Genomic DNA, 24263 nt, shown 5'->3' with positions numbered 1-24263 from the left:
GAACGCGCTCGCGCAACGCAATTGAGCCATCCGTCTGTGGAGAAAGTCTCGACTGTGGGCTCTATCGTCTATCTCATGGGATCGATGCAGGAATACGACATGGTCGTGATCGGCTCGGGGCCCGGCGGCCAGAAGGCCGCCATCGCCTCGGCCAAGCTCGGCAAATCGGTCGCGATCATCGAACGCGGCCAGATGCTGGGTGGCGTGTGCGTCCAGACCGGCACGATCCCGTCAAAGACGTTGCGCGAAGCGGTGCTCTACCTCACCGGGATGAGCCAGCGCGAACTCTACGGCGCGAGCTACCGGGTCAAGGAGAAGATCACCCCGGCCGACCTGTTGGCCCGCACCCAGCACGTGATCGGCAAGGAAGTCGACGTGGTGCGCAACCAGTTGATGCGCAACCGGATCGACCTGTTGATCGGGCATGGACGATTCATCGACCCGCACACCATCGAGATCGAAGACCCGTCCCGGCGCGAAAAGCTAACCATCAGTGGCAAATACGTCGTGATCGCCACCGGCACCAGGCCGGCCCGGCCGTCCGGGGTCGAGTTCGACGAGGACCGGGTGCTCGACTCCGACGGGATCCTCGATCTCAAGACGCTGCCCACCTCGATGGTGGTCGTCGGCGCCGGTGTGATCGGCATCGAGTACGCGTCGATGTTCGCCGCGCTGGGCACGAAGGTCACCGTCGTCGAAAAGCGCGGCGACATGTTGGACTTCTGCGATCCCGAGGTCATCGAGGCGCTGAAATTCCACCTGCGCGACCTGGCGGTGACGTTCCGGTTCGGTGAGGAGGTGACCGCGGTCGACGTCGGCTCGGCCGGCACCGTCACCACCCTGGCCAGTGGCAAGCAGATCCCGGCCGAGACGGTGATGTATTCCGCTGGGCGCCAAGGGCAGACCGACCACCTCGATCTGCACAACGCCGAGCTGGAGGCCGACAACCGCGGCCGGATCTACGTCGACGACTTCTTCCAGACCAAGGTGCCCCACATCTACGCCGTCGGCGATGTGATCGGCTTCCCCGCGCTGGCCGCCACCTCGATGGAACAAGGACGGCTGGCCGCCTACCACGCGTTCGGGGAGCCCACCGAAGGCATCACCGACCTGCAGCCGATCGGCATCTACTCCATTCCCGAGGTCTCCTACGTCGGCGCCACCGAGGTGGAACTGACCAAGAACTCGATCCCCTACGAGGTGGGCATGGCCCGCTACCGCGAGCTGGCCCGCGGCCAGATCGCCGGCGACTCGTACGGCATGCTCAAGCTGCTGGTATCCACCGACGACCTCAAGCTGCTCGGGGTGCACATCTTCGGCACCAGTGCGACCGAGATGGTGCACATCGGGCAGGCCGTGATGGGCTGCGGCGGAACCGTCGAATACCTGGTCGACGCGGTGTTCAACTACCCGACGTTCTCCGAGGCGTACAAGGTGGCCGCGCTCGACGTGATGAACAAGGTGCGCGCGCTGAACCAGTTCCGCCGCTGACCGGCTAGCAGGTGTCGTCCAGGTCGACCGGTATCGGATCGCCCGGTCCGCCGGCTTCGGCGCGGGCCAGTAGTGCGGCGATGTGGTCGTCGAACGGCGCGGAGTAGGACACGTTCTCGGCGCAACCGCCGCGTTCGAGTCCACCGATCAGCCCGACGACGCTGGTTCCGCTGACCCACGGCGCGCCGCTGGTGCCGCCGACCAGCCCTTGGCACACCAGTGACGGGAATCCACCGTCGGTGACCGCGGTGCTGCCCTGACAGCCGATCGGCGAGCCGCCCACGCCGGACGGATAGCCCACGACGGTGACGTGACTGCTGGGCGGCGGGGCCGTTCCCAGGGTCAGCGCCAAACCGGCGCGCGACTCCACCGATCCGCCCTGGTCGCTGTTGACCCGCGCGATCGCGTAGTCGGCGTGCGGATCTTTGCTCGAAACCCAGCGGGGATCCAGGTAGACGTTGTCGGCCGTCCACAGATCCGGCGGCACGCCGTCGCCGGACAAGCCGGGCACGAATGTGATCCGGGCAGCTCCGGCCAGGCAGTGTGCGGCGGTCAGCACCAGGTTGCCGGCCTCCGAATGCAGCACCGAGCCGGTGCACACGTGCTGGGTGCTGCCGTCTAGGAAGATCGCTCCCACCCGCCGGTCCGGATCCACCGGGCCCGCAACCGCACCCGGCTCGGGCTGGCTGAGGCGCTGGACGGACATGCTCGTCTTCGGCGCCTGGGTGCTGGTGGGCAGCGATACGTGCAGCACCGGGCGCCCGCACGACGCCAGTAACGTCGCCAGGCCGACCAGTGGGCACAGCAGTAACATCCGGACGCGCATCGATTTCCATCATGCCCGACCACGGGGGTGGAAGCGGAATTCGACGCCGCACACCGCGGCGGTAGATTTGCCGGCAGATCCGGTGCCGCCGGAAATGTTCCACCCGGATTACGTTCACGCGTCATCCCGTTTCATGTACGGGTGCCTATTGATTCGGGGGACACTGGTTGGGGCACCCTGGAGGATCCCCGAGAGGAGGCGAACCCGATGTCTGACGAGCAACGCGACGACGATCTCTACTACCAGCCAGGGCAACCCGGCATGTACGAGCTGGAGTTCCCGGCGCCACAGTTGGTCACCTCGGACGGCCGCGGCCCGGTGCTGGTGCACGCCTTGGAAGGCTTCTCGGACGCCGGGCACGCGATACGGCTGGCCGCTGCACACCTCAAGGCCGCCCTGGACACCGAGCTGGTCGCGTCGTTCGCGATCGACGAGCTGCTGGACTACCGCTCGCGCCGACCGTTGATGACCTTCAAGACCGATCACTTCACCAACTACGACGACCCGGAGCTGAGCCTGTACGCGCTGCGCGACAGCGTCGGCACCCCGTTTCTGTTGCTGGCCGGGATGGAACCGGATCTGAAGTGGGAGCGCTTCATCAACGCGGTGCGCCTGCTGGCCGAGCGGCTGGGGGTGCGGCAGATCATCGGCCTGGGCACCGTCCCAATGGCGGTTCCGCACACCCGGCCCATCACGCTGACCGCGCATTCCAACAACCGCGAGTTGATCACCGATTTCCAGCCCTGGATCTCGGAGATCCAGGTTCCCGGTAGCGCGTCCAACCTGCTCGAATACCGGATGGCTCAGCACGGGCACGAGGTGGTCGGTTTCACCGTCCACGTCCCGCACTACCTGACCCAGACCGACTACCCCGCCGCCGCCCAGGCGCTGCTCGAGCAGGTCGCCAAGACCGGCTCGCTGGACCTACCGCTGTCGGCGCTGACCGAGGCCGCGGCCGAGATCCGCGCCAAGATCGACGAGCAGGTCGAGGCCAGCGCCGAGGTCGCTCAAGTGGTGGCCGCACTCGAGCGCCAGTACGATGCCTTCATCGACGCTCAGGAGAACAGGTCGTTACTAACGCGCGACGAGGACCTGCCTAGCGGCGACGAGCTCGGTGCCGAGTTCGAGCGATTCCTAGCCCAGCAGGCGGAGAAGAAGCGCGACGACGACGACCCGGCTTAACCGTCCGAAAGGGGCGCGACGACAGGGGTGCCGAGGTGACTGAGCGCAAGCGCAAGAGCAACCTTCGGCCGGTGCGCGAAGTGACCACCCCCAGGCTCGAGTTCCGCACCATCCACGGGTACAAGCGAGCGTTCCGAATCGCGGGCTCCGGGCCGGCGATTCTGTTGATTCACGGCATCGGCGACAACTCCACGACGTGGAATACCGTGCAGGCCAAGCTCGCTCAGCGGTTCACGGTGATCGCGCCCGATCTACTGGGACACGGGCAGTCCGACAAACCGCGCGCGGACTACTCGGTGGCGGGCTACGCCAACGGAATGCGCGACCTGCTGTCGGTGCTCGATATCGAGCGTGTGACGATCATCGGCCACTCCCTCGGCGGCGGGGTGGCAATGCAATTCGCGTATCAGTTCCCGCATCTGGTCGAGCGGCTCATCCTGGTGGCCGCCGGCGGCGTCACCAAGGACGTCAACATCGCCTTCCGGTTGGCCTCGCTGCCGATCGGGTCGGAGGCGCTGGCGCTGCTGCGGCTGCCCCTGGTGCTGCCGGCGGTCCAGCTGGCGGGACGGCTCGCCGGCCTGGCGATCGGGTCGACCGGATTGGGCCGGGATCTGCCGAACGTGTTGCGCATCCTGGACGACTTGCCGGAGCCGACGGCCTCGTCGGCGTTCAGCCGGACGCTGCGGGCCGTGGTGGACTGGCGCGGGCAGATCGTCACCTTCCTGGATCGATGTTATTTGACCGAGGCCATCCCGGTGCAGATCGTCTGGGGCACCAAGGATGTGGTGGTTCCCGTCCGCCATGCCTGGATGGCGCACGCCGCAATGCCCGGCTCCCGGCTGGAGATCTTCGCCGGCTCCGGCCACTTTCCGTTCCACGAAGACCCCGCCCGCTTCATCGATGTCGTCCAGCGCTTCATCGACACCACCGCCCCCGCCGAATACGACCAGGCCGCGCTTCGCGGGCTGCTGCGCACCGGCAGCGGCGAACGCACCGTCACCGGCCCGGCCGACACCCGCGTCGCGGTGCTCAACGCGATGGGATCCGACGAGCGCAGCGCCACTTAGAAAATTGGTTTGACCCGGCCCGTACAGTCGGGCCATGGGCATCGATGTGACGGTGTTGCGTGTCTTCACCGACCGAGACGGCAACTTCGGCAATCGGTTGGGCGTCGTCGACGCCAGCCGGGTCGCTCCCGCCGATCGCCAGCAGCTGGCCACCCAATTGGGTTACAGCGAAACGGTATTCATCGATCTTCCGGCCACCGGCGCAACCACGGCCCATGCCACCATCTACACCCCACGCGTCGAGATTCCGTTCGCCGGTCACCCGACGGTCGGGGCGGCGTGGTGGTTGCGCGCCAACGGCACGCCGATCAACACCCTGCAAGTACCGGCCGGCGCGGTGCAGGTGCACTACGACGGCGACCTGGTCGGCGTCCGCGCCCGCCCGGAATGGGGTCCCGAGTACGTCATGCACGAATTCGACTCCGTCGAACCGCTTCTCGCGGCCGACCCCGGCGAGTTTCCCGACGACAGCGCGCACTACCTGTGGGCCTGGATCGACCGGTCCGCCGGCTCGTTGCGCTCCCGGACGTTCGTCGCGAATCTCGGTGTGCCCGAGGACGAAGCGACCGGCTCCGCCGCGCTGCGGATCGCCGGCCAGCTGCGTCGCGACCTGAGCATCACCCAGGGCAGGGGATCGAGGCTGGAAACCGTCTGGAGTCCCGACGGCTGGGTCCGCGTCGCCGGCCGGGTCGTCAACGACGGTGTGACGCAACCAGATTGAGATCAGGGCTTGCGCCGCAGCACCGCGGCGAGATGATGCTGCAGGGGCTGCCCGACCGCACCCATCCGCACCGAGTAGGAAAGCTGGCCGCCGTCGACGCGGAACGAACGGCCAAGGGCGGAAACCTCTTTGGCGGTCGGTGTCAATCCGACCGACGTGGTGGCCAGCTCCATTTCGATGAGGCCGCCGGTCACGGAAAAGGTGCCGACCTCGATTTCGGTGATGCCGCTGGGATGTGCCAGCACCAACTCGACGTGACCGGGCTCGGGCACCCGAAGGTAGCCGGTCTCGGCGTGCAGCGGTTTGCCGTCGGCCGCACCCTTGGTCTTTTGCGCGTAGGCCAGAAACGGTTTGCCGACATGGGAAAACACCACTTCTTCGAGATATTCGAAGGGCTGGATCGTCGGGTATTCGCCCGAACCCCGGCCGGCCCAGGTGCCGAGCAGCGGGGCGAGTGCCTCGAGATCGGGATGCAGGTCCGGGGCCATCGAAGTCAGCTCGGTGACGATACTTTGCGGTGCTTGCGCAGCGCCGCGATCTCGCGTTCGAAATCGTCGGCCGACGAGAAGGACCGGTACACCGAGGCGAAGCGCAGGTAAGCCACCTCGTCCAGGTCGCGCAGCGGGCCGAGGATCGCCAGGCCGACTTCGTGACTGGGAACCTCCGGCGAACCGGCGGCACGCACGGTGTCTTCCACCTGCTGGGCCAGCAGATTCAACGCATCCTCGTCGACCTGACGGCCCTGGCAGGCGCGGCGAACGCCCTTGATGACCTTTTCGCGGCTGAACGGTTCGGTGACACCGCTGCGCTTGACGACGGCCAGGACCGCGGTCTCTACCGTGGTGAACCGGCGCCCACACTCCGGGCAGGATCGGCGGCGCCGAATGGCTTGGCCTTCATCGGTTTCCCGCGAGTCGATCACCCGGGAATCGGGATGGCGGCAGAACGGGCAATGCATGACCGCTCCTTCGCTGTGCCGGCATCTCGGAAGAACACTCCGAGCGTACCCGTGCGCTCCCCCGCCGGGCCAATGCAGCCGCAGCACGTGGTCTGCCTCCGACGGGAGAACCGAGGAGCCTTGGCGTAGAGCGGTTTTCGCCCTACTCGGTGGTGCGGTCAGCCGACCGGCGCGATCAGGGTCTGGCCGCCGGCCAGCGCCGGGGAGCGCAGGTTGTTGAGTTCGCGGATACGGTCGGCGACCTGGCGGGCCGGCGCTTCCGGCGCCACCCGGTGCGCCACGTCCTGAAGGGACTCGCCCGGCTCGACGCGCACGACGGACAGCCGGTCCGGCACCGGAGCGGCGGCGGCGGCGCCGTTGGCGATCTGACCGAGGTTCGCGACCAGGCCCAGCCACAGCGTGATCATCCCGGCCATCAGGGCCAGGCCCACCGTCGTGCCGAGCCTGACCGGGCGGCGGCCATGCGGCGCGTCCGACATCGAGACGCCGGTACCGCGGTATCGCATCGGCGCTCCGGCCGGCCGGGCCGGCACGGGCCGGCGCGAGCGCACCACGCGTTCCTGGCCATAGCGCGACCGTGCGATGTCGTAGCGAGGCCGTACGACCAGCCCATCGCTCGGGCGCCGCACATTACTGGTCCGCGGTGAGACTGTGTGCATGAGCGTCATGGTGCGTTCCTCCGGTCTCTAAATGCTCGCTCGTGTGTTCGACACTATCGCTCGTGTGTTCGAAATCCGAACATTTGAGCGAAGCGTGTCGCACGAGCAAAACGCTAGACCACGCCACCGACAACTTCTCCCGGTCGCCGTCCGTGCCATGCGCCTCAAATACCCGATCTTTGCCAGAGTTACACCATTGTTATTCGCGGAGTGCCGCGGATCACTCGCCGCGAAACACCGAGGCCGCGACACGCCAGTCGAACACATGTTTGATTCTCGGGTGCAAGGCGGCTACATTCAGTGCCATGAGCGACAGCAACGACACTTCGGCAACCGGCTCCGACACCCGGCTGCATTCCGTGGATTCATCGCTTACGCAGCGGCAACGCACCATCTTGAATGTCATCCGGGAGTCGGTGACCACCCGTGGCTATCCGCCGAGCATCAGGGAGATCGGCGACGCCGTCGGCCTGACGTCGACATCGTCGGTGGCCCACCAACTGCGCACCCTCGAACGCAAGGGATACCTGCGCCGCGACCCGAACCGTCCCCGGGCCGTCGACGTCCGCGGCGCCGACGACACGGGAGCGGCCGCGCCGGCGACCGAGGTCGCCGGGTCCGACGCCCTGCCGGAACCCACGTTCGTCCCCGTGCTCGGGCGCATCGCGGCCGGTGGACCGATCCTGGCCGAGGAAGCCGTCGAGGACGTCTTCCCGCTCCCCCGCGAGCTGGTCGGCGAGGGCACGCTGTTTCTGCTCAGGGTGGTCGGCGACTCAATGGTCGAGGCTGCGATCTGCGACGGCGACTGGGTGGTGGTGCGACAGCAGAACGTCGCCGACAACGGCGACATCGTCGCCGCCATGCTCGACGGTGAGGCCACCGTCAAGACGTTCAAGCGCGCGGGTGGTCAGGTGTGGCTGATGCCGCACAACCCGGCGTTCGATCCGATCCCCGGCAATGACGCGACCGTGCTCGGCAAGGTCGTGACGGTGATCCGCAAGGTGTAACCGCCGGAAGCCCCGGTTAGTCGGCTTTCACGAAGCCGTTGACCAGTGCGGCTTCCTCGCTGGACAGCCAGATCTCGGCCAGGGTGTCGTGGTAGAGGTCGCTGTCCGGCGTGTAGTACAAGCCGAAGCGGGCGCTGGCCTTGATCGGATAGCCGTCGGGTATCTGGTAGGGGTCTTCCAGCGGCAGGTGGATCGTCGGGCGTCCGGCCGGGCCCAGCGCCCCGATGCCCGGTGCCGGCGCATAGTCCACCTCGTCGTCCGCCGCCGCGTGCCGTCCGGCTCGTGGCCCGGTACCGGACGCGGCGCTCAGCGCGGCCGCCAGGCTGGATGCGGCCCCACCCGCCGCGGCGCCACCTGCGGCAGCGGCACCGGAGGTTGCACCGCCCGCGCCGGCGAGATCCGGCGGCGTGTGCGGCACGGCGACATCGGGATACGCGGCCTCCGGCTCTTCGGCGGGATAGGCGGCACCGGCATAGGCCTCATCCTCGGCGCCCGGGTAGCCCGCCTGCGCATAGGCGCCACTCTCGTCGGCGACTTCCGGATAGCCGGCCTCGGCGGCCGCCGCGTCGGGGTAGGCGCCTTCGCCCGCGTCGGTGTAGTCGTCTACCGCAACGACATCCGGGTACGCGGCCTCCGGCACATCGGGGCTCTCGGGGTAGCCGGCTTCCGGAAGCTCGCCGCCATAGCCGGCCTCGGACAGCTCCGCTGCCGACACCACGGGGATGGAATCGGTGTCGACGGAGTCGGGATCCCGGTCGTCGACCTCCAGCTGATCCCATTCCTCTTCGGTGACCGGCGCCGCTGGCTCGTCGTACCCGCCGTTTTCGTCCAGGTCGGCCGTTTCCGGCGAGTGCGGCCACCTGGCCAGCGGTGCGTCAGGGGTGTCGTGGTGTTCCGGTGCGTGCGCGTCGCCGAACGAGAAGTGCTCGGTGGAGGCCTGAGGGTAATCGGAGGCGTAGTCGGGTCCCCACCGCGGCTCGCCCGAGTCGTCATAGCCACCGACGTCGACGTCGCGCTCCAGGTCATAGGGTGCGCTGTCGCGCCGGGCGCGATGCCGGCGCCAGCGCAGCGCCACGAACACCGCCAGCAGCACCAGAACCAGCAGCGGAACCAGGGCGAACAGGTACCACCAGCTCCAGGTGAACCACTTCTTGGCGTGCGGCGGCGTCGCCGAACCGCTCGGCTGGTTCTGCCCCTGCACCTGCAAGCCGGACAACAGCGGAGCCAGGTTGGCCGGGTCGGTGGAGAAAGTGTTCTTGGCGCGGTTCCACGAAATCTTGCCGCCGGTGAACTTCTGCGAGATCACGTCGCCGTCGACGCTCTGATCGGCGACGGGTGCGCCCAGTTTTCCGGTGGGGCCGCGCAGCTTGTCCCAAGCGGCCTTCATGGCGCCGCGCACGACGAAAGCGCCGTGGTCGGAAGTCCAGAAGATCACCGGCTTGTCGGCCGCCGAGAAGGTGACGATCCGGCTGTTGGGGCTGACGCCGCCGTCGGACTCGTTGGCGGTCGGGAACCCGAGGTCGCTGCTGACCGGGCCACCCACCGCCTCGTACTTCGCCAGGATGTCGCTCTCGACGGCGGCCGCGCCGGTCGCGGGGCTGAAGTACACCTTGCCGCCGGCGAAGTTCTGGACGATGCCGTCGCCACCGATCGGATTCTGGCCGCCCTGCTTGGCACCCAGCGGGCCGTTGACGCCGCCGGCCGCGCGCCAGGCCATGTTGATGGCCGCGGTCGGATCGATCGCTACCTGCAGACCCTTGAGCTGTTCGGCTAAATTCCCTGGCTCGGTGGTGAACTCCTTGGTTTTGCGGTTCCAGGAGATCTGGCCGTTGCTGAATTTCTGCGAGGACACCTCGCCGTCGTAGGTCTCGTCGGAGACCGGGGCTCCGAGCACACCGCCGGAACTGCCGAGCTTGTCCCAGGCGGCATTCAGGGCGCCGCGCACGACGAACGCGCCGCGATCGGGCGTCCAGTAGATCACCGGCTTGTCGCTGGCCGAGAAGGTGGCGACCCGGGTGTCGGGCCCGGCCAGACCGGGCACCTCGTTGATCGTCGGAAAGCCCAGGTCGCTGCCGGCCGCGCCGCCCAGCATGTCGTACTTTTCCAGGATCGGCCCGTAGATGAACTTCGCTCCGGTGGCCGTCGTGAAGTACATCTTGCCGCCGTCGAAGTCGCACGCGAAGCCGTCTGCGACCGGGTAGACATCGCCCTTGCGGGGTCCCAGCGGTGACGTGTCGCCGCCGGCCTTGCTCCACTCGGCCATGATCGCGGCCTCGGCGTCACCGATCGGAGACGCCGACACGGTAGGTGCCAACAGCACGACGGCCAACGCTGTGGTCGCCACGCTGATCAGCGCCCGACCCGCGAGCCTGCGCACTTGACCTCTCTTCCCGTTCACCAAGCCTCCCAGCCGACGGATATGCCCTTATGTATGGCCATGCCCGTACCCTGCGGCCCCTGCGAGCGGTTGGTACGCCGAACGCGGGTGACGAACCCCACCGCTTTCGTATTATCGCCGGGCTCGCATAACTTTGCTCCAGCGAACGAGAAATACGAAGGCAATTCGCGAATATTACGAAAACGGAGACCACTCCGATGTCGAAATGATGCGGGACGACGATCGTGTCGCGACCGGTCCTGCCTCAGCACACGCCGGGGGCGGGCGATGACGCGCTCCGTGTGCCCGATGGACATGCGCCGACCGTACGCGAGGCGCCGGCTATCCACTCGAGCAAAGGAGCTATTCATGGGCATCGACTATTTTGCCGTAAACCCAAGCAATGACAGCGTAACCCGGCGACTTGCGCGTGGTTCGTGTCATCATCCGCGCGGATGCCGCGCGCCTGTCCGCGATTCGTTGTTGCGCGACAGCGAGATTGGTTCACCGCCGCCGACGTTAGCCGATGGGCGGTGCGATCACGGGGCTAGACCCCGAGACTGCGCCCGACGATCTCCTTCATGATCTCGGTTGTGCCGCCGTAGATCGTCTGCACCCGGGCGTCGAGATAGGAACGAGCGACTGGGTATTCGCGCATGTAGCCGTAGCCACCGTGCAACTGCAGGCACCGGTCGATCAGGTGCACCTGCTTTTCGGTGGAGTACCACTTGGCCATCGCCGCCTGCTCGGCCGTCAGCTTCTTGTCCAGATGCAGTCGCACGAACTCGTCGACCATGATGCGCACCACGGTGGCCTCGGTCGCCAGCTCGGCCAGCACGAAGCGGCTGTTCTGGAAGCTGCCGATCGGCTTGCCAAAGGCTTTGCGCTCCTTGGTGTATTGCAGCGTCTGCTCGAGCACCTGCTCCATCGCCGCGGCCGCCATGACCGCGATGTTGATCCGTTCCTGCGGCAGGTTCTGCATCAGGTAGATGAAGCCCTTGCCCTCCTCGCCGAGCAGGTTTTCGACGGGAACCTTGACGTCGGTGAACGACAGCTCCGCGGTGTCCTGCGCGTCGAGTCCGATCTTGTCCAGATGCCGGCCGCGCTCAAAGCCTTCCATGCCGCGCTCGACGACCAGCAGCGAAAAGCCCTGTGAGCCCTTGTCCGGATCAGTCTGCGCAACCACGATCACGAGGTCGGAGTTGATTCCGTTGGTGATGAACGTCTTTGCGCCGTTGAGCAGATAGTGGTCGCCCTGCTTGACCGCTCGGGTCTTGATCCCCTGCAGGTCGCTGCCGGTTCCCGGCTCGGTCATCGCGATCGCGGTGATCATTTCCCCGGTGCAGAACTTCGGCAACCAGCGTTGCTTCTGCTCGTCGTTGGCCAGCTCCAGCAAATACGGCGCGATGATGTCGTTGTGCAGTCCGAAGCCAATTCCGCTGTATCGCCCGGCGGTCGTCTCCTCGGTGATGATCGTGTTGTAGCGGAAGTCGGGGTTGCCGCCGCCGCCGTACTCCTCGGGCACCGCCATGCCGAGGAATCCCTGTTTGCCGGCCTCCAGCCAGACGCCGCGGTCGACGATTTTCGCCTTCTCCCACTCGTCGTGGTACGGCGCGACGTGGCGCTCGAGAAAGGCCCGGTAGGACTCGCGGAACAAATCGTGCTCGGGTTCAAACAGTGTGCGCTGGTACTTGATTGCACTGCCCATGGATAACCTCCGGCCGCCGGGAACTCTGCCGCCCAAGATATACCAACCAGACGGTTGGTCGGCGGCTGGCCCCGGCGTGCCTCGCGCCGTGGCTAGTCGGCGGCGTATTGCCGCAGACTGGCAGCCAGCGCCACCGGGACCCGGGCCTTGATCCGCGTCCCTTCGGGGTTGTGCTCGGCCTGCTGGACCCGGCCGTCGGAGTGCACGCGGGCCACCAGGTCGCCGCGGTCGTAGGGGATCACCACGTCGACGGCGGCGTCGGTGGGAGCGGCCAGTTCGGCCATCCGGCGGCGCAACGCGTCGATGCCGTCACCGGTGTGCGCGGAGACGAACACCGCGCCGGGCAGCCCGTGCCGCAGCTTGGCCAGCATCAGATCGCCGGCCGCGTCGATCTTGTTCACCACCAACAGCTCTGGCGGCGGCTCCCCGTTGTGGTCGGAGATCACTTCGGAGATCACCTGACGCACCGCATTGATCTGGGCGAACGGGTTGACGTCGGAGCCGTCCACGACGTGCAGCAGCAGATCGGCGTCGACGACCTCCTCCAGCGTCGAGCGGAACGCCTCGACCAGCTGGGTGGGCAGATGTCGCACGAAGCCGACGGTGTCGGTCAGCACGAGTGGCCGGCCGTCATCGAATTCGGCGCGCCGGGTGGTGGGCTCCAGGGTGGCGAACAGCGCGTCCTGCACCAGCACCCCGGCCCCGGTGAGCGCGTTGAGCAGGCTGGACTTGCCGGCGTTGGTGTAGCCGACAATCGCGACCGACGGCATATCGCTGTGCAGACGGCGACTGCGCTGGGTGTCGCGGGCCTGCTTCATGTCCCTGATTTCGCGGCGCAGCTTGGACATCCGCTCGCGGATGCGGCGCCGGTCGGTCTCGATCTTGGTCTCACCGGGACCACGCAGGCCCACGCCGCCGCCGCTGCCGCCGGCGCGGCCACCGGCCTGCCGGGACATCGACTCACCCCAGCCGCGCAGCCGCGGCAGCATGTATTCCATCTGCGCCAGCGACACCTGCGCCTTGCCCTCGCGGCTGGTGGCGTGCTGGGCGAAGATGTCCAGGATCAGCGCGGTGCGGTCGATGACCTTGACCTTGACGGCCTTCTCCAGCGCGGTCAGCTGGGCCGGCGACAGCTCACCGTCGCAGATGACGGTGTCGGCGCCGGTCGCCAGGACGACTTCACGCAACTCCTGCGCCTTGCCCGAGCCGATGTAGGTCGACGGGTCGGGCTTGTCGCGGCGCTGGATGAGCCCCTCGAGCACCTGCGAGCCGGCGGTTTCGGCCAGGGCGGCCAGCTCGGCCAGGCTGGCCCGGTTGTCGGCCGCACTGCCCTCGGTCCACACCCCCACCAACACGACGCGCTCCAGTCGCAGCTGTCGGTACTCGACCTCGGAGATGTCGGCGAGTTCGGTCGACAGCCCGGCGACGCGGCGCAGTGCCGATCGGTCTTCGAGCGCGAGTTCGCCGACGCTGGGCTCGGACGCGAGCTGGTCGGGCGGCTGATCGTGGAACGGAGTTTCGGGATGAGTCATGGGCAATTAGCAATAGTGCACGCCAAATCCGTGACGTGCATCCGAATTATTGGGCGTGCCACCAGTCCTCGCTCACTAGGCCGCGGGCCAGCAGCACCGACGGCCCGCGCAGGTAACTGGTGGCGTCGGTGACGGTGACGACGACGTCGCCGCCGGGCACCCGCACGGTCAGCGTGCCGGTGTCGGCCCCGGTGTCGGCGAGCGCGGCCACCGCCGCCGCGACCGTTCCGGTTCCGCACGAACGGGTTTCGCCGACGCCGCGCTCGTGCACCCGCATCTGCACCACGCCCCCGGCGGCCGCGGTGAGCACTTCGACGTTGACCCCGTCCGGGAACTGCGCCCGGTCGAACTGCACGGGCGCGGCGACATCCAGCGCGGCGAGCTCGTCGCCGGTCAGCCGCGGGTCCACGCACGCCAGGTGCGGATTGCCGACGTCGATCGCCAGCCCGTCGAATCTGCGGCCGCCGACGACGGCCTCCCCTGTTCCCAGCCGGTTGGCCTTGCCCATGTCGACGGTGACGTCGGCGTCGGTGGCGTCGGCGTCGTGCAGGGTGACCATCCGCGGCCCCGCCAGCGATCCGACGACGAACTCGTCGCGGGCCTCCAGCCCGCTGGCACGCAGGTAATGCGCGAACACCCGCACGCCGTTGCCGCACATCTGCGCGGTCGACCCGTCGGCGTTGCGGTAGTCCATGTACCAGTCGCCGGCGTCCACACCGTCGGGCAGCCGCTCGACGACACCGGCCTGCAGGGCGGCGCCCGCGGTGGTGATCCGCAACACGCCGTCGGCACCCAGCCCGCGGCGACGGTCGCACAGCGCGGTTACCCGCGCCGCCGTGAGCTGCAGCTCGGCGTCCAGGTCGGGCAGCAACAGGAAGTCGTTCTGGGTGCCGTGGCCCTTGGCAAAGATCATCGGCGGATCACCCGTTCAGGGTACGTGCCGCCACGCCCGCAGGGTGTCCGCGACGATGCGGGCGCGATCGGACCCGGTCGCTTCGCCCACGTCGACCCAGTGCACCCGGTGATCGCGGCGAAACCACGACCGTTGCCGCCGCACGTAGCGCCGGGTGCCGACAAACGTCAGCTCCTGCGCGTCGCGCAAGGCGTCGGGGTCGTCGGCATCCAGAGCGGCGAGAACCTGCGCGTAGCCGAGCGCGCGCGATGCGGTGACGCCGTCGCGCAGGCCTTCGCGCAGCAGCCCGCGCACCTCGTCGATCAATCCGTGGGCGAACATGGTCTCGGTGCGGCGGGCCAATCTCTCGTCGAGAATGGTTGTTTCACAGTCCAATCCGACGATGGCGGTCCCCCAGCGCGGTGCACCGATGCGGGGCGCGGACGCGGCGAACGGCTGACCGGTGAGCTCGACGACCTCGAGCGCGCGCACCGTGCGGCGGCCGTCGGTGGGCAGGATCGCCGCGGCGGCCGCCGGGTCACGGCGGGCCAGCTCGGCGTGCAGCGCGCCCGCACCGACCTCCGCCAGGCGCTGCTCCCAGCGCGCCCGCACCGCGGGATCGGTCGCGGGGAACGTCCAGTCGTCCAGCAGCGACTGGACGTAGAGCATCGAGCCGCCCACGATGACCGGCACCGCGCCGCGGGCAGCGATCGCCTCGATGTCCGCGGCGGCGGCTCGCTGATAGCGGGCGACGGTCGCGGTCTGGGTGACGTTCAGGACGTCGAGTTGGTGATGCGGGATGCCGCGACGCTCGTCGACGGGCAGCTTGGCGGTCCCGATGTCCATGCCGCGGTAGAACTGCATGGCGTCGGCGTTGACGATTTCCGCGTCCACCTCGCCGCTGAGATGCTCGACGACGTCGAGGGCCAGCTGCGACTTGCCGGTCCCGGTGGGGCCGATGATCGCCAGCGGTCGCGGGGCTTGTCTCACAGCTGCCAGGCGCCGACGAAGTACCCCACACCGTAGGGCGCTCCCCGGTACAGCTCCTTGGCCGAACGCGGTCCCGGCTCGGTCAGCCCGGCCAGCACTCCGAACGCGACCCGCCCCAGAATCTGTTCCGGCAGCGCGCTCAGCGCGCCGATATCGCCGTTGGCCAGGGCGTCGTCGAGGGCCCGTTGCGCGGCGGGACTCTCGGGGTCGTAGCCCCCGGGAGCGCCCTCGGTCAGGCTGTTCGCACCGTCGGCGACGATCAGCACACCCACCGGTTCGGGCGCCCCGTCGAGCTCCGCGCGCAGCCGCCGGCCCAGTCCCAGCGCGGTATCGACGTCATGGTCGCCGCGGTAGACGCGAACCTGCGCGCCGGCCTCGGGCCGGGCCCGGCCGCGCACCCAGCCGGCGATCAGCGCGCAGATCGGGAATTCGGCCGGCTGCCGGGCCGGCTCGGCGGTTGGCGAGAGTCCGACGCGCACGTCGGCGCCGTAGCCCGCGAAGCTGCCGATCTCGTTGTGGCCCAGTACCTCGTCGGCGCCGCCCGTCCCGATCGCGACCCACCGCGGCGGCAACAGCGCCGCCGCCGCCAGTACTGCCGTGGTGAGCTCGGCCACCTCGGCGGCCGCTGCCCCGCAGAGCTCGGGCACCAACATCGGTGTGGACGGAACGATCGCGATGGCGCTCAGCACGACATCAAACTAATCGAGGGCCACCAGGGTCAGCTGCTGCACTCGGCCTCGGCGAGCCGGATTTCGCCGGACCGGCGCAGCGCTTTTTTCGCCAGCTTCTCCGCGAGACTGCTCGACATGGTCGCGGCCTCACCGCGGGCCAGTGCCACGGTCGCGACGGCCACCACCACGACCCCGACGGCGAGCACGATCTTCGCCGTCCCGTCGCAGTCCAGGTACTCACCGAGCACGGCCATGCCCAGGATCGAGCCGACGACCGGCTTGGCCACCACAGACGTCGGCAGGGAGGCCGTCAGCGAACCGGCGCGGAACGACGACTGCTGGAAGATCATGCCCGCCAGCGCGGCGGCTATCCACGCGTAGAACTCTGGCGCGGTCAACAGCGCACCGACGCCGTCCCCGACGATCACCACGACGGCCTTGGTCAGCACCGCGAACAGCGCCAGCGACGAACCGGCGACGATGGCCAGCAGGACCGCGGCCACCGAGCCGGGCCACTTCCGGGCGCCCCACACGCAGAACACCAGCGCCGGGCCCATCACCAGTGCCACCACCAGCCAGGTTTCCAGCGAACCGCGCGAGGCGCCGGGATCCGGGTCGCCGACGACGACCACCACGGCCAGCGCGGCGGCCAGCAGCAGCGCCCAGGTCCATTCCCAGCGCGTGACCGAGCGCCGCGTCATGCGCGCGTAGATCGGCAGCGCAAACAGCAGGGCCGTCACCTGCAACGACGTCACCAGCATCACGGAGCCCAGCGTCAGCGCGGCGGCCTGCAGGGCGTAATTGGCGACGGCGCCGCCGGCCCCCAGCCACCATTTCGAATCGCGCACCGACATCCGGAAGAGCTCGAGGTGGCCTACCGGTTTGTCGGTGATCTCCTGCGCTGAACGCTGACGGACGACATTCCCCAGTGCCGACGCAAACGCGGCGAGCAGCGCGAGGAAAACCGCGGCATCTGCCTTCTCCATCTGCGACCTCCTCCCCGGCGTGCGGCCACGTGGGCCATCATCTGCGGCGGGTATTCACTACCCGGTTCGGATCCGTCTTCGTCGGTGTCGGACTGAAATCGCCCGCGCCACTTGGCGAAGAAACGGTCCTGCGCAATAACTAGTTCACGAACCTATGTAGAGCCTGTGGCAAGACTGTGGCTGGCTGGTGACGCCCGATAGGACCGAAGAACCAGCCCCCCATGCTGTCACAGCCGGACGGCCCGCCGCCGCCCCGGCTTGCTCACCGACGACGATCCCGGCGGTCGTGCACGGACCGAATCCGTTGCCGCGGCCACCCCACCCTCGCTATCTTGACGCGTCCCCTCCAGCCCCACAAGTACCAACAACACCAATTGTCACTACACGGTACCGGGCGCCGGGCGGTCGCCCTACGGGTCCGGCAACGGTGGAATCGAACCGTTACCCGGTCCGGGCGCGGCAGCTTCGCCGGTTGCTCGGCGGCGCCATCGAGCGCGGCCTCGACGCGTTTGCTGGTCGCGACGCACAGCGCGGAACTCAACGCGAGCAGTACGGCGATATCCAGCTGTCCAGGTGCGGTTTCTCCCCGGAGTCGAGGGCGGTTCACGAGTAAAGATGCTGGACGCACCCACTGTTTCACACCGAAGGCGCACGCGGCGACAATCAGGTTGCGGCGTACAGCCCGCCAAGCTGCTTGAATACTGGTGGAATCGGTGACGGAGCAGCCGTTAGACACAGCAGGTCTCCCGACCGTAGAGGTGCCGCTACGCGCGGCAGGTGCGCGGGAAAGCGAGCGCGCGAAAGGGTGTAGAAGATGGTGACGAGCGCATGACCGACGACGAGCCCCGCTCCAGCGACGCACCCAAGCCGGCACCACGTCCCGGTCCGCGACCGGGCCCCCGCCCGGGGCCGGCACCGCGACCCAGCGCCCACCCGGTGGTGTTGCCCCCGACCAGCAATCCGCACCAGTACGGACGCGTCGACGACGACGGGACGGTGTGGCTGGTCAGCTCGGCCGGCGAACGCATCATCGGCTCCTGGCAGGCCGGTGACCGCGAGGCGGCTTTCGCCCACTTCGGCCGGCGATTCGAGGACCTCAGCACCGAGGTCACCCTGATGGAGGAACGGCTGGCCTCCGGGAGCGGCGATGCGCGCAAGATCAAGGCCAACGCCGCCGCCCTGGCCGAGACCCTGCCGACGGCTTGCGTACTGGGCGACGTCGACGCGCTCGCGGGCCGGTTGACCACGCTGGTGGAGCTCGCCGACGCCGCCGTCGCCGCCGATCGCTCCCGCCGCGACGAGCATCGCGCCGCGCAGACCGCCCGCAAGGAAGCGCTGGCCGCGGAGGCCGAGGACCTGGCCGCCAACTCGACGCACTGGAAGGTCGCCGGGGACCGGATGCGCGAGATTCTCGACGAGTGGAAGACGATCACCGGCCTGGATCGCAAGGTCGACGACGCGCTGTGGAAGCGCTATTCCGCGGCGCGCGAAGCGTTCAACCGGCGGCGGGGTTCCCACTTCGCGGAGCTGGACCGCGAGCGCGCGGGCGTGCGGCAGGCCAAGGAGCGGCTGTGCGAGCGCGCCGAGGAGATGTCCGATTCGACGGATTGGGCCGCCACGAGTGCCGAATTCCGCAAGCTGCTGACCGAATGGAAATCCGCGGGGCGCGCCAGCCGGGAGGTCGACGACGCGCTGTGGAAGCGCTTCAAGGCCGCCCAGGACGCCTTCTTCACCGCGCGCAACGCCGTCACCGCGGAGAAGGATCAGGAGTTCCGGGCCAACGCCGCCGCCAAGGAGGCGCTGCTGGCCGAGGCCGAGAAGATCGACACCAGCAACCACGAAGCCGCCCGGGCGGCACTGCGGACGATCGCCGACAAGTGGGACGCGATCGGCAAGGTGCCCCGGGAGCGCTCGGCCGACCTGGAGCGGCGGCTGCGCGCCGTCGAGAAGAAGGTGCGCGACGCCGGCGAAGCGAATTGGACCGACCCCGAAGCGCAGGCACGCGCCGAGCAGTTCGCAACCCGCGCCGAGCATTACGAGCAGCAGGCGCGCAAGGCCGCCGCGGCCGGCCGGACCAAGGAAGCCGAAGAGGCACAAGCCAACGCCGAACAATGGCGGCAGTGGGCCCAGGCCGCCGCCGACGCGCTGACCCGCCGGTCCTAGCGGCCGGGGGCCTGGTCCGGCGGCGTCTCGGCGTCGGGGCTGTCGGGGGTGTCCTGGTCGCCCAGGCTCTGTAGCAACGTCCTGGACTGTTGCTCGGCGCTGATCCGGCGCCGCTGCTCTTCGGCCGCCAGCTGCACGATCGTGCGGGACCACACCACCCGGGCCCAGTGGAATGTCAACAGGATCACCAGGATCCATGCCACCCACAGCCCGATGCCGGGGCCCGGATGACCGGCGGCCGCGGTCTGGCGCGACCACACCGCCAAGAGCCCGGTCGCGCTGGCCATCGACGAGCCGGCCAGCGCGATCCACGCCAACGCCCAGCGACGGGTCAGCAACGCCAGCATGGAGAATCCGACGCCGAAAACCAGTGTCAGCCAAGCGAATACCTTGGACGGCAGCGACAGCGCGGCCGCACCGGCGCCGTGACTGCTGAACAGCACGTCCCAGCCGCGGACCTGGCCGGTGTGCGGCAAGACGAACGATCCCAGCAGCAGGAACACCAGGATGGCGACGACGAATCCCCGTGGTCCGGGGTCGATTTCGCGTGCGACGCGGCGTTCTGCGGCCTCGATCTCGGCGCGCAGGGCGTCAATGTCGGTGTGTTCTTTGGTCATCGGGCACATCCCTGGGTCTCGACGGTGTGAACGGCCGGCCCGATGCCGGGCATGCCCAAACCGATACCCCGCGGGCGCGTTCCGGCGGCGTGCGCGTCACCGGCTCGGGTACGGCGGTGGGTCAGGATGCCGGCGTCGGCGATCAGGTGGTGCGGCGCGGCCTCGGTGACCACGGTGGTGATGATGTCTCCGGGCCGCACCGCGGTGTCGGCGGTGAAGTGCACCAGCCGCCCGTCGCGGGCGCGCCCGGTCATGCGGGCGGTGCGAGCGTCCTTACGGCCTTCGCCGGCGGCGACCAGCAATTCGACGGTCTGGCCGATCAGGTTGCGGTTGGACTCCAGCGAGATCTGCTCCTGCAGTTCGATCAGGCGCATATAGCGTTCCTGCACAACGTCTTTCGGCAGCTGACCGTCGAGCTCGGCGGCCGGGGTGCCGGGCCGCTTGGAGTACTGGAAGGTGAAAGCCGCGGCGAACCGGGCCCGGCGTACCACGTCGAGGGTGGCCGCGAAGTCCTCTTCGGTCTCGCCGGGGAATCCGACGATGAGGTCGGTGGTGATGGCCGCATGCGGCATCGCCGCCCGCACCCGATCGATGATGCCGAGGTAGCGCTCGGCGCGGTACGAGCGCCGCATGACCCGCAGCATCCGGTCCGACCCCGACTGCAGCGGCATGTGCAGGGCGGGGCAGACGTTGGGCGTCTGCGCCATGGCCTCGATGACATCGTCGGTGAACTCCGCGGGATGCGGCGAGGTGAACCGCACGCGCTCCAGCCCGTCGATGTCACCGCAGGCCCGCAGCAGCTCGGCGAAGGCGCCGCGGTTGCGGGGCAACACCGGGTCGGCGAACGAGACGCCATAGGCGTTGACGTTCTGCCCCAGCAGCGTGACCTCCAGCACGCCGTCGGCGACCAGCGATCGCACCTCGGCCAGGATGTCGGCCGGACTGCGGTCCACCTCCTTGCCGCGCAACGACGGGACAATGCAGAACGTACAGCTGTTGTTGCAGCCGACGGAGATGGAAACCCAAGCGGCGTAAGCAGATTCGCGAGCACTCGGCAGCGACGAGGGAAATTCCTGCAGCGCCTCGACAATCTCCACCTGGGCGGCCTTGTTGTGCCGGGCCCGCTCCAGCAGCGTGGGCAGCGACCCGATGTTGTGGGTGCCGAACACGACATCGACCCACGGCGCCTTGCGCAGCAACGAGTCTCGGTCTTTCTGGGCCAGGCACCCACCGACCGCGATCTGGAATTCCGGGTTGTCGCGTTTGCGCGGGGCCAGGTGGCTGATGTTGCCGTACAGCTTGTTGTCGGCGTTTTCGCGTACCGCGCAGGTGTTGAAGACGACCACATCCGCGTCGGTGCCCTCGTCGGCCCGCCGGTAGCCCGCCGCCTCGAGCAGACCCGCCAACCGCTCGGAGTCGTGGACGTTCATCTGGCAGCCGTAGGTGCGCACCTGGTAGGTACGCGCCCCCGAAGCTTCTCGGGCCACCGTCGAAGTCACGGGGCCATGGTACGGCGACCAGCGCCCGAGGTATTAACCCCCAGCTAGACGCGGCGACGTTCCCGCTCGGCGTTCAGCTCGGCCAGCACAACCTCGCAGGCCAGGTTTTGGCTGTAGCCGCGCCGGGCCAGCATTCCCACCAGCCGGCGAGTGATGCGCGCGTCGTCCCCGCTGAGCGTCTCCCGCCGCAGCTTGGCCCGCACCAATTCCTCGGCCCGGTCTCGTTCGGCACCGGCGTCGATGGCGGCCAGCGCCGTGTCGATGACGTCTTTGTCGACGCCCTTGGTGTGCAGCTCGGCGGCCAAGGCGCGCCTGCTCTTTCCGGCCCTGGTATGCCGGGATCGGACCCACTGCTCGGCGAAGTCCCTGTCGTCCACCAGCCCGACGGCCGTCAGCCGGTCGAGTACCCGAGTGCTGACGTCGCCGGGGTATCCGCGTTTGGCGAGCTGGCCGGACAATTCGGCCCGGGTGCGCGACCTGGCGGTGAGCAGGCGCAGGCACAACGCCCGCGCCTGCTCTTCGCGGGAGGGATCAGAAATCGACGGGGGCTGGGAGGACGTCATCATCGGTCAACACCGCGCCAATGCCAAGCTTCTCCTTGATCTTCTTCTCGATCTCGTTGGCGATATCGGCGTTCTCCACCAGGAAGTTGCGGACGTTTTCCTTGCCCTGGCCGAGTTGCTCGCCCTCATAGGTGAACCAGGAACCGGACTTACGGATGAAGCCCTGATCCACACCCATGTCGATCAGCGAGCCCTCCCTGCTGATACCGCGGCCGTAGAGGATGTCGAACTCGGCCTGCTTGAACGGCGGCGACACCTTGTTCTTGACGACCTTGACCCTGGTGCGGTTACCGACCGCATCGGTGCCGTCCTTGAGCGTCTCGATCCGGCGCACATCCAAGCGCACCGAGGCGTAGAACTTCAAAGCCTTTCCGCCCGTTGTTGTTTCGGGGCTGCCGAACATCACGCCGATCTTTTCGCGGAGCTGGTTGATGAAGATCGCTGTGGTTCCCGAATTGTTCAGCGCGCCAGTCATTTTCCGCAGCGCCTGGCTCATCAGCCGGGCCTGGAGCCCGACGTGACTGTCGCCCATTTCGCCCTCGAGTTCCGCGCGCGGCACCAGGGCGGCCACCGAGTCGATGACCAGGATGTCCAGGGCGCCGGAGCGGATCAGCATGTCGGCGATCTCCAGCGCCTGCTCACCGGTGTCGGGCTGACTGACCAGCAGCGAATCGGTGTCGACGCCGAGCTTGCGGGCGTAGTCCGGGTCCAGGGCGTGCTCGGCGTCGATGAACGCCGCGACACCGCCGGCGGCCTGGGCGTTGGCCACCGCGTGCAGGGCGACGGTCGTCTTACCCGAGGATTCCGGGCCGTAGATCTCCACGACCCGGCCGCGGGGCAACCCGCCGATGCCCAGGGCCACGTCCAACGCAATGGATCCGGTCGGAATGACCGAGATCGGCTGACGCTGCTCGTCGCCGAGACGCATCACCGAGCCTTTGCCGTAGCTCTTCTCGATCTGGGCCATCGCCAGCTCGAGAGCCTTCTCGCGGTCGGGGGCTTGCACCATGGCGCTCTCCTATAGTCGGTGTTCTTCTGACCGGTATCGGTCGGTTGGCCGTGACACTAGAGCCGGCCACCGACAAGTCGTCTTCTTCGAGTGATCACCACAGTAGACGAACACCTGTTCGATTCAAGTTCGACACGCCGCGAGAGTCGGGTGTGGCAATATCGGCTACCGACAGGGCGCCGACGGGCCCGCATGACGAGGAAACCGGTGCGAATCCGGTGCGGTCCCGCCACTGTGATCGGGCATGTCTTCACAGCCCGAGAGCCAGATACTCACCGCCGGCGCTTCCTCGCTGGACGCTGGGGCGGATCTCCCCGGAGAGGCTGGACGCGCACGCATGGATATCTCCGGCGAACTTGCCGAAATATCGTCCTACAAAGGGTTTTTCGCGCTGACGGTGGGCGGCGATGGCCCCGGATGGCACCCCGTCCGCCGGGACTACGCCGACGGCTTTGCCGGCTTGATCGACACCACCGCACAGCGCTACCACACGACGGACCTGCGGATCGCCGCCTCGCTCGTTCACCTCGGCCACGCCACCCGGCTGTGGTCGCCGGTGCTGGCCTGCGCGCTGGCCCACGGCGTCGTTGTCGACCTGCACGACCTGCAACGCGCCGACGACGGGGCGCGGCTGCGCCTGCCCGAGCCGGTCGGCGAGCCGGTCACCGACGTCGCCGCCCAGGTGTATCGCCTGGTGGTGCAACACCACATGCAGCCGTTCGCGGCCGGCCTGCGGGTCAAACTGGCACCCGCCCTGCTGGCCGGCAACATCGCGTCCGCACTGGTCGGCGCGTCGCGGGCGCTGCTCGCGGCCCGGCCCGACCTGCGCGCGCGGATCGTCGAGATCACCGAATCGCTGCTGAACACCGGCGTGCTGTCCGGATCCGGCACGCTCACCGGCTCACATCTGGGCTTCCGGCGCGACAGCTGCTGCCTGTTCTATCGCCTCCCCGGACGATCCGTGTGCGGCGACTGCGTGTTTCGGCAGGCGGCCCAGCGGTCGGCCCGGCGTTGAGTGTGCAGCTGAGGCTATGGATGTGCGCCTAGAGCGACGACACGCCGACGGAGTCCGCCGCCAGCACACACTCAACGCCGCCAGCGCACACGCGGCGCCATGACCGCACACTCGGTGGGAAGCTCGCGGCGGCTCACCACTGCTCGCGGGGCACGTCGAAGTCGACACACAACGCCCGCCAGACGTCCCGTGGTTCGATGCCGTCCTCGATCGCCTGGGCGGCGGTCCGGCCGTCGAAACCCGGCAGCACATGATCTAGGAGCACCGATGCGCCGTAGGCGGCGCCGAATCGCAACACCACCCGCTCGTTGAACTCCGTCAGCCGCACGC

At 68.3% G+C, this 24263-nt stretch carries 23 protein-coding genes and 1 riboswitch; of the genes, 7 read left to right on the top strand and 16 right to left on the bottom strand.

Annotated elements, in window-relative coordinates; all coding sequences use genetic code 11:
* Positions 1-84 precede the first annotated feature (84 nt).
* Positions 85-1491 carry a Si-specific NAD(P)(+) transhydrogenase gene (gene sthA / locus BN973_RS11725; RefSeq protein ID WP_139830280.1) on the top strand — a complete coding sequence of 469 codons (1407 nt, stop codon included), beginning with the start codon at positions 85-87 and terminating at the stop codon, positions 1489-1491.
* A 4-nt stretch (positions 1492-1495) separates the two neighbouring features.
* Here the strand turns inward: sthA and BN973_RS11720 are convergent, their stop codons facing one another.
* Positions 1496-2317 carry a trypsin-like serine peptidase gene (locus BN973_RS11720; protein ID WP_036468254.1) on the bottom strand — a complete coding sequence of 274 codons (822 nt, stop codon included), beginning with the start codon at positions 2315-2317 and terminating at the stop codon, positions 1496-1498.
* A 207-nt stretch (positions 2318-2524) separates the two neighbouring features.
* On the opposite strand from BN973_RS11720, the gene BN973_RS11715 reads away from it, so the two are divergent.
* Genes BN973_RS11715 through BN973_RS11705 form a run of 3 tightly spaced genes read left to right on the top strand, consistent with a single transcriptional unit; the run spans position 2525 to position 5287 of the window.
* A complete protein-coding gene (locus tag BN973_RS11715) occupies positions 2525-3499 on the top strand; it encodes a proteasome assembly chaperone family protein (RefSeq protein WP_036468252.1) in 975 nt (324 codons plus the stop codon).
* A gap of 35 nt (positions 3500-3534) precedes the next feature.
* A complete protein-coding gene (locus tag BN973_RS11710) occupies positions 3535-4566 on the top strand; it encodes an alpha/beta fold hydrolase (protein WP_036468250.1) in 1032 nt (343 codons plus the stop codon).
* Between the two features lie 34 nt (positions 4567-4600).
* A complete protein-coding gene (locus tag BN973_RS11705) occupies positions 4601-5287 on the top strand; it encodes a PhzF family phenazine biosynthesis protein (protein WP_036468247.1) in 687 nt (228 codons plus the stop codon).
* Between the two features lie 2 nt (positions 5288-5289).
* Here BN973_RS11705 and BN973_RS11700 read toward each other — a convergent pair whose 3' ends face one another.
* The 3 genes from BN973_RS11700 to BN973_RS11690 all read right to left on the bottom strand — a co-directional run bounded on the left by BN973_RS11700 (position 5290) and on the right by BN973_RS11690 (position 6913).
* Entirely contained in the window at positions 5290-5775 is a 486-nt protein-coding gene (locus tag BN973_RS11700) for a peroxynitrite isomerase (protein ID WP_036468246.1), read from the bottom strand.
* 5 nt (positions 5776-5780) lie between these two features.
* Positions 5781-6245, bottom strand: a complete 465-nt coding sequence (nrdR, locus tag BN973_RS11695) for a transcriptional regulator NrdR (RefSeq protein ID WP_036468244.1) — start codon at positions 6243-6245, stop codon at positions 5781-5783.
* A 158-nt stretch (positions 6246-6403) separates the two neighbouring features.
* A complete protein-coding gene (locus BN973_RS11690) occupies positions 6404-6913 on the bottom strand; it encodes a LysM peptidoglycan-binding domain-containing protein (protein ID WP_036468243.1) in 510 nt (169 codons plus the stop codon).
* A gap of 296 nt (positions 6914-7209) precedes the next feature.
* Between BN973_RS11690 and lexA the strand changes: the two genes are divergently transcribed.
* On the top strand, positions 7210-7911 hold the full coding sequence (lexA, locus tag BN973_RS11685) for a transcriptional repressor LexA (protein WP_036468241.1): 702 nt from the start codon (positions 7210-7212) through the stop codon (positions 7909-7911).
* 16 nt (positions 7912-7927) lie between these two features.
* Here lexA and BN973_RS11680 read toward each other — a convergent pair whose 3' ends face one another.
* The 7 genes from BN973_RS11680 to BN973_RS11650 all read right to left on the bottom strand — a co-directional run bounded on the left by BN973_RS11680 (position 7928) and on the right by BN973_RS11650 (position 17067).
* Positions 7928-10309: an LGFP repeat-containing protein gene (locus BN973_RS11680; RefSeq protein ID WP_198048919.1), complete on the bottom strand. Its 2382-nt coding sequence runs from the start codon at positions 10307-10309 to the stop codon at positions 7928-7930.
* A 526-nt stretch (positions 10310-10835) separates the two neighbouring features.
* Entirely contained in the window at positions 10836-11996 is a 1161-nt protein-coding gene (locus tag BN973_RS11675) for an acyl-CoA dehydrogenase family protein (protein WP_036468237.1), read from the bottom strand.
* 92 nt (positions 11997-12088) lie between these two features.
* Positions 12089-13528, bottom strand: a complete 1440-nt coding sequence (gene hflX, locus BN973_RS11670) for a GTPase HflX (RefSeq protein ID WP_036468235.1) — start codon at positions 13526-13528, stop codon at positions 12089-12091.
* 46 nt (positions 13529-13574) lie between these two features.
* Positions 13575-14441: a diaminopimelate epimerase gene (gene dapF, locus BN973_RS11665; protein ID WP_036468233.1), complete on the bottom strand. Its 867-nt coding sequence runs from the start codon at positions 14439-14441 to the stop codon at positions 13575-13577.
* Between the two features lie 15 nt (positions 14442-14456).
* Positions 14457-15410 (bottom strand): tRNA (adenosine(37)-N6)-dimethylallyltransferase MiaA, encoded by a 954-nt coding sequence (gene miaA / locus BN973_RS11660; RefSeq protein WP_036468231.1) that lies wholly within the window; start codon positions 15408-15410, stop codon positions 14457-14459.
* On the bottom strand, positions 15407-16099 hold the full coding sequence (locus tag BN973_RS11655; protein ID WP_036468229.1) for a class III extradiol ring-cleavage dioxygenase family protein: 693 nt from the start codon (positions 16097-16099) through the stop codon (positions 15407-15409). The genes miaA and BN973_RS11655 overlap by 4 nt, the downstream gene beginning before the upstream one ends.
* A 29-nt stretch (positions 16100-16128) precedes the next feature.
* On the bottom strand, positions 16129-17067 hold the full coding sequence (locus tag BN973_RS11650) for a DMT family transporter (protein ID WP_036468227.1): 939 nt from the start codon (positions 17065-17067) through the stop codon (positions 16129-16131).
* An 828-nt stretch (positions 17068-17895) separates the two neighbouring features.
* Between BN973_RS11650 and BN973_RS11640 the strand changes: the two genes are divergently transcribed.
* Positions 17896-19230 (top strand): DUF349 domain-containing protein, encoded by a 1335-nt coding sequence (locus BN973_RS11640; protein WP_084163370.1) that lies wholly within the window; start codon positions 17896-17898, stop codon positions 19228-19230.
* Here BN973_RS11640 and BN973_RS11635 read toward each other — a convergent pair.
* The 4 genes from BN973_RS11635 to recA are packed head-to-tail and all read right to left on the bottom strand — an operon-like array spanning position 19227 to position 22918.
* Positions 19227-19856 carry an Rv2732c family membrane protein gene (locus tag BN973_RS11635; RefSeq protein ID WP_139830268.1) on the bottom strand — a complete coding sequence of 210 codons (630 nt, stop codon included), beginning with the start codon at positions 19854-19856 and terminating at the stop codon, positions 19227-19229. The genes BN973_RS11640 and BN973_RS11635 overlap by 4 nt on opposite strands.
* Positions 19844-21346, bottom strand: coding sequence for a tRNA (N6-isopentenyl adenosine(37)-C2)-methylthiotransferase MiaB (gene miaB, locus BN973_RS11630; RefSeq protein WP_036468221.1), 1503 nt, complete (start codon positions 21344-21346; stop codon positions 19844-19846). Before miaB ends, BN973_RS11635 begins: the two co-directional genes overlap by 13 nt.
* Positions 21347-21390: 44 nt before the next feature.
* On the bottom strand, positions 21391-21912 hold the full coding sequence (recX, locus tag BN973_RS11625) for a recombination regulator RecX (RefSeq protein WP_036468220.1): 522 nt from the start codon (positions 21910-21912) through the stop codon (positions 21391-21393).
* The gene (recA, locus tag BN973_RS11620; protein ID WP_025735478.1) at positions 21878-22918 is read right to left on the bottom strand and encodes a recombinase RecA; all 1041 of its coding nucleotides are present in this window, start codon (positions 22916-22918) and stop codon (positions 21878-21880) included. The genes recX and recA overlap by 35 nt, the downstream gene beginning before the upstream one ends.
* Before the next feature lie 166 nt (positions 22919-23084).
* Positions 23085-23212: riboswitch (cobalamin riboswitch) on the top strand.
* Between the two features lie 43 nt (positions 23213-23255).
* Here recA and BN973_RS11615 point away from each other — a divergent pair.
* Positions 23256-23933: a (2Fe-2S)-binding protein gene (locus BN973_RS11615; RefSeq protein WP_051641226.1), complete on the top strand. Its 678-nt coding sequence runs from the start codon at positions 23256-23258 to the stop codon at positions 23931-23933.
* 133 nt (positions 23934-24066) lie between these two features.
* Here BN973_RS11615 and BN973_RS11610 read toward each other — a convergent pair whose 3' ends face one another.
* On the bottom strand, positions 24067-24261 hold the full coding sequence (locus BN973_RS11610; protein ID WP_407067591.1) for a DUF3046 domain-containing protein: 195 nt from the start codon (positions 24259-24261) through the stop codon (positions 24067-24069).
* Positions 24262-24263: the final 2 nt, after the last annotated feature.

This window comes from Mycobacterium triplex (assembly GCF_000689255.1).
Lineage (GTDB): Bacteria > Actinomycetota > Actinomycetes > Mycobacteriales > Mycobacteriaceae > Mycobacterium > Mycobacterium triplex.
Note: the sequence above shows the minus strand (reverse complement) of the source record. Positions and strands in the feature narration are given on the sequence as shown.

Coding starts and splice junctions, on each gene's coding strand:
- sthA (WP_139830280.1), top strand. CDS start 85: ATGCAGGAATACGACATGGTCGTGATCGGCTCGGGGCCCGGCGGCCAG.
- BN973_RS11720 (WP_036468254.1), bottom strand. CDS start 2,317: ATGCGCGTCCGGATGTTACTGCTGTGCCCACTGGTCGGCCTGGCGACG.
- BN973_RS11715 (WP_036468252.1), top strand. CDS start 2,525: ATGTCTGACGAGCAACGCGACGACGATCTCTACTACCAGCCAGGGCAA.
- BN973_RS11705 (WP_036468247.1), top strand. CDS start 4,601: ATGGGCATCGATGTGACGGTGTTGCGTGTCTTCACCGACCGAGACGGC.
- BN973_RS11700 (WP_036468246.1), bottom strand. CDS start 5,775: ATGGCCCCGGACCTGCATCCCGATCTCGAGGCACTCGCCCCGCTGCTC.
- nrdR (WP_036468244.1), bottom strand. CDS start 6,245: ATGCATTGCCCGTTCTGCCGCCATCCCGATTCCCGGGTGATCGACTCG.
- BN973_RS11690 (WP_036468243.1), bottom strand. CDS start 6,913: ATGACGCTCATGCACACAGTCTCACCGCGGACCAGTAATGTGCGGCGC.
- lexA (WP_036468241.1), top strand. CDS start 7,210: ATGAGCGACAGCAACGACACTTCGGCAACCGGCTCCGACACCCGGCTG.
- BN973_RS11675 (WP_036468237.1), bottom strand. CDS start 11,996: ATGGGCAGTGCAATCAAGTACCAGCGCACACTGTTTGAACCCGAGCAC.
- hflX (WP_036468235.1), bottom strand. CDS start 13,528: ATGACTCATCCCGAAACTCCGTTCCACGATCAGCCGCCCGACCAGCTC.
- dapF (WP_036468233.1), bottom strand. CDS start 14,441: ATGATCTTTGCCAAGGGCCACGGCACCCAGAACGACTTCCTGTTGCTG.
- BN973_RS11650 (WP_036468227.1), bottom strand. CDS start 17,067: ATGGAGAAGGCAGATGCCGCGGTTTTCCTCGCGCTGCTCGCCGCGTTT.
- BN973_RS11640 (WP_084163370.1), top strand. CDS start 17,896: ATGACCGACGACGAGCCCCGCTCCAGCGACGCACCCAAGCCGGCACCA.
- BN973_RS11635 (WP_139830268.1), bottom strand. CDS start 19,856: ATGTGCCCGATGACCAAAGAACACACCGACATTGACGCCCTGCGCGCC.
- recX (WP_036468220.1), bottom strand. CDS start 21,912: ATGATGACGTCCTCCCAGCCCCCGTCGATTTCTGATCCCTCCCGCGAA.
- recA (WP_025735478.1), bottom strand. CDS start 22,918: ATGGTGCAAGCCCCCGACCGCGAGAAGGCTCTCGAGCTGGCGATGGCC.
- BN973_RS11615 (WP_051641226.1), top strand. CDS start 23,256: ATGGATATCTCCGGCGAACTTGCCGAAATATCGTCCTACAAAGGGTTT.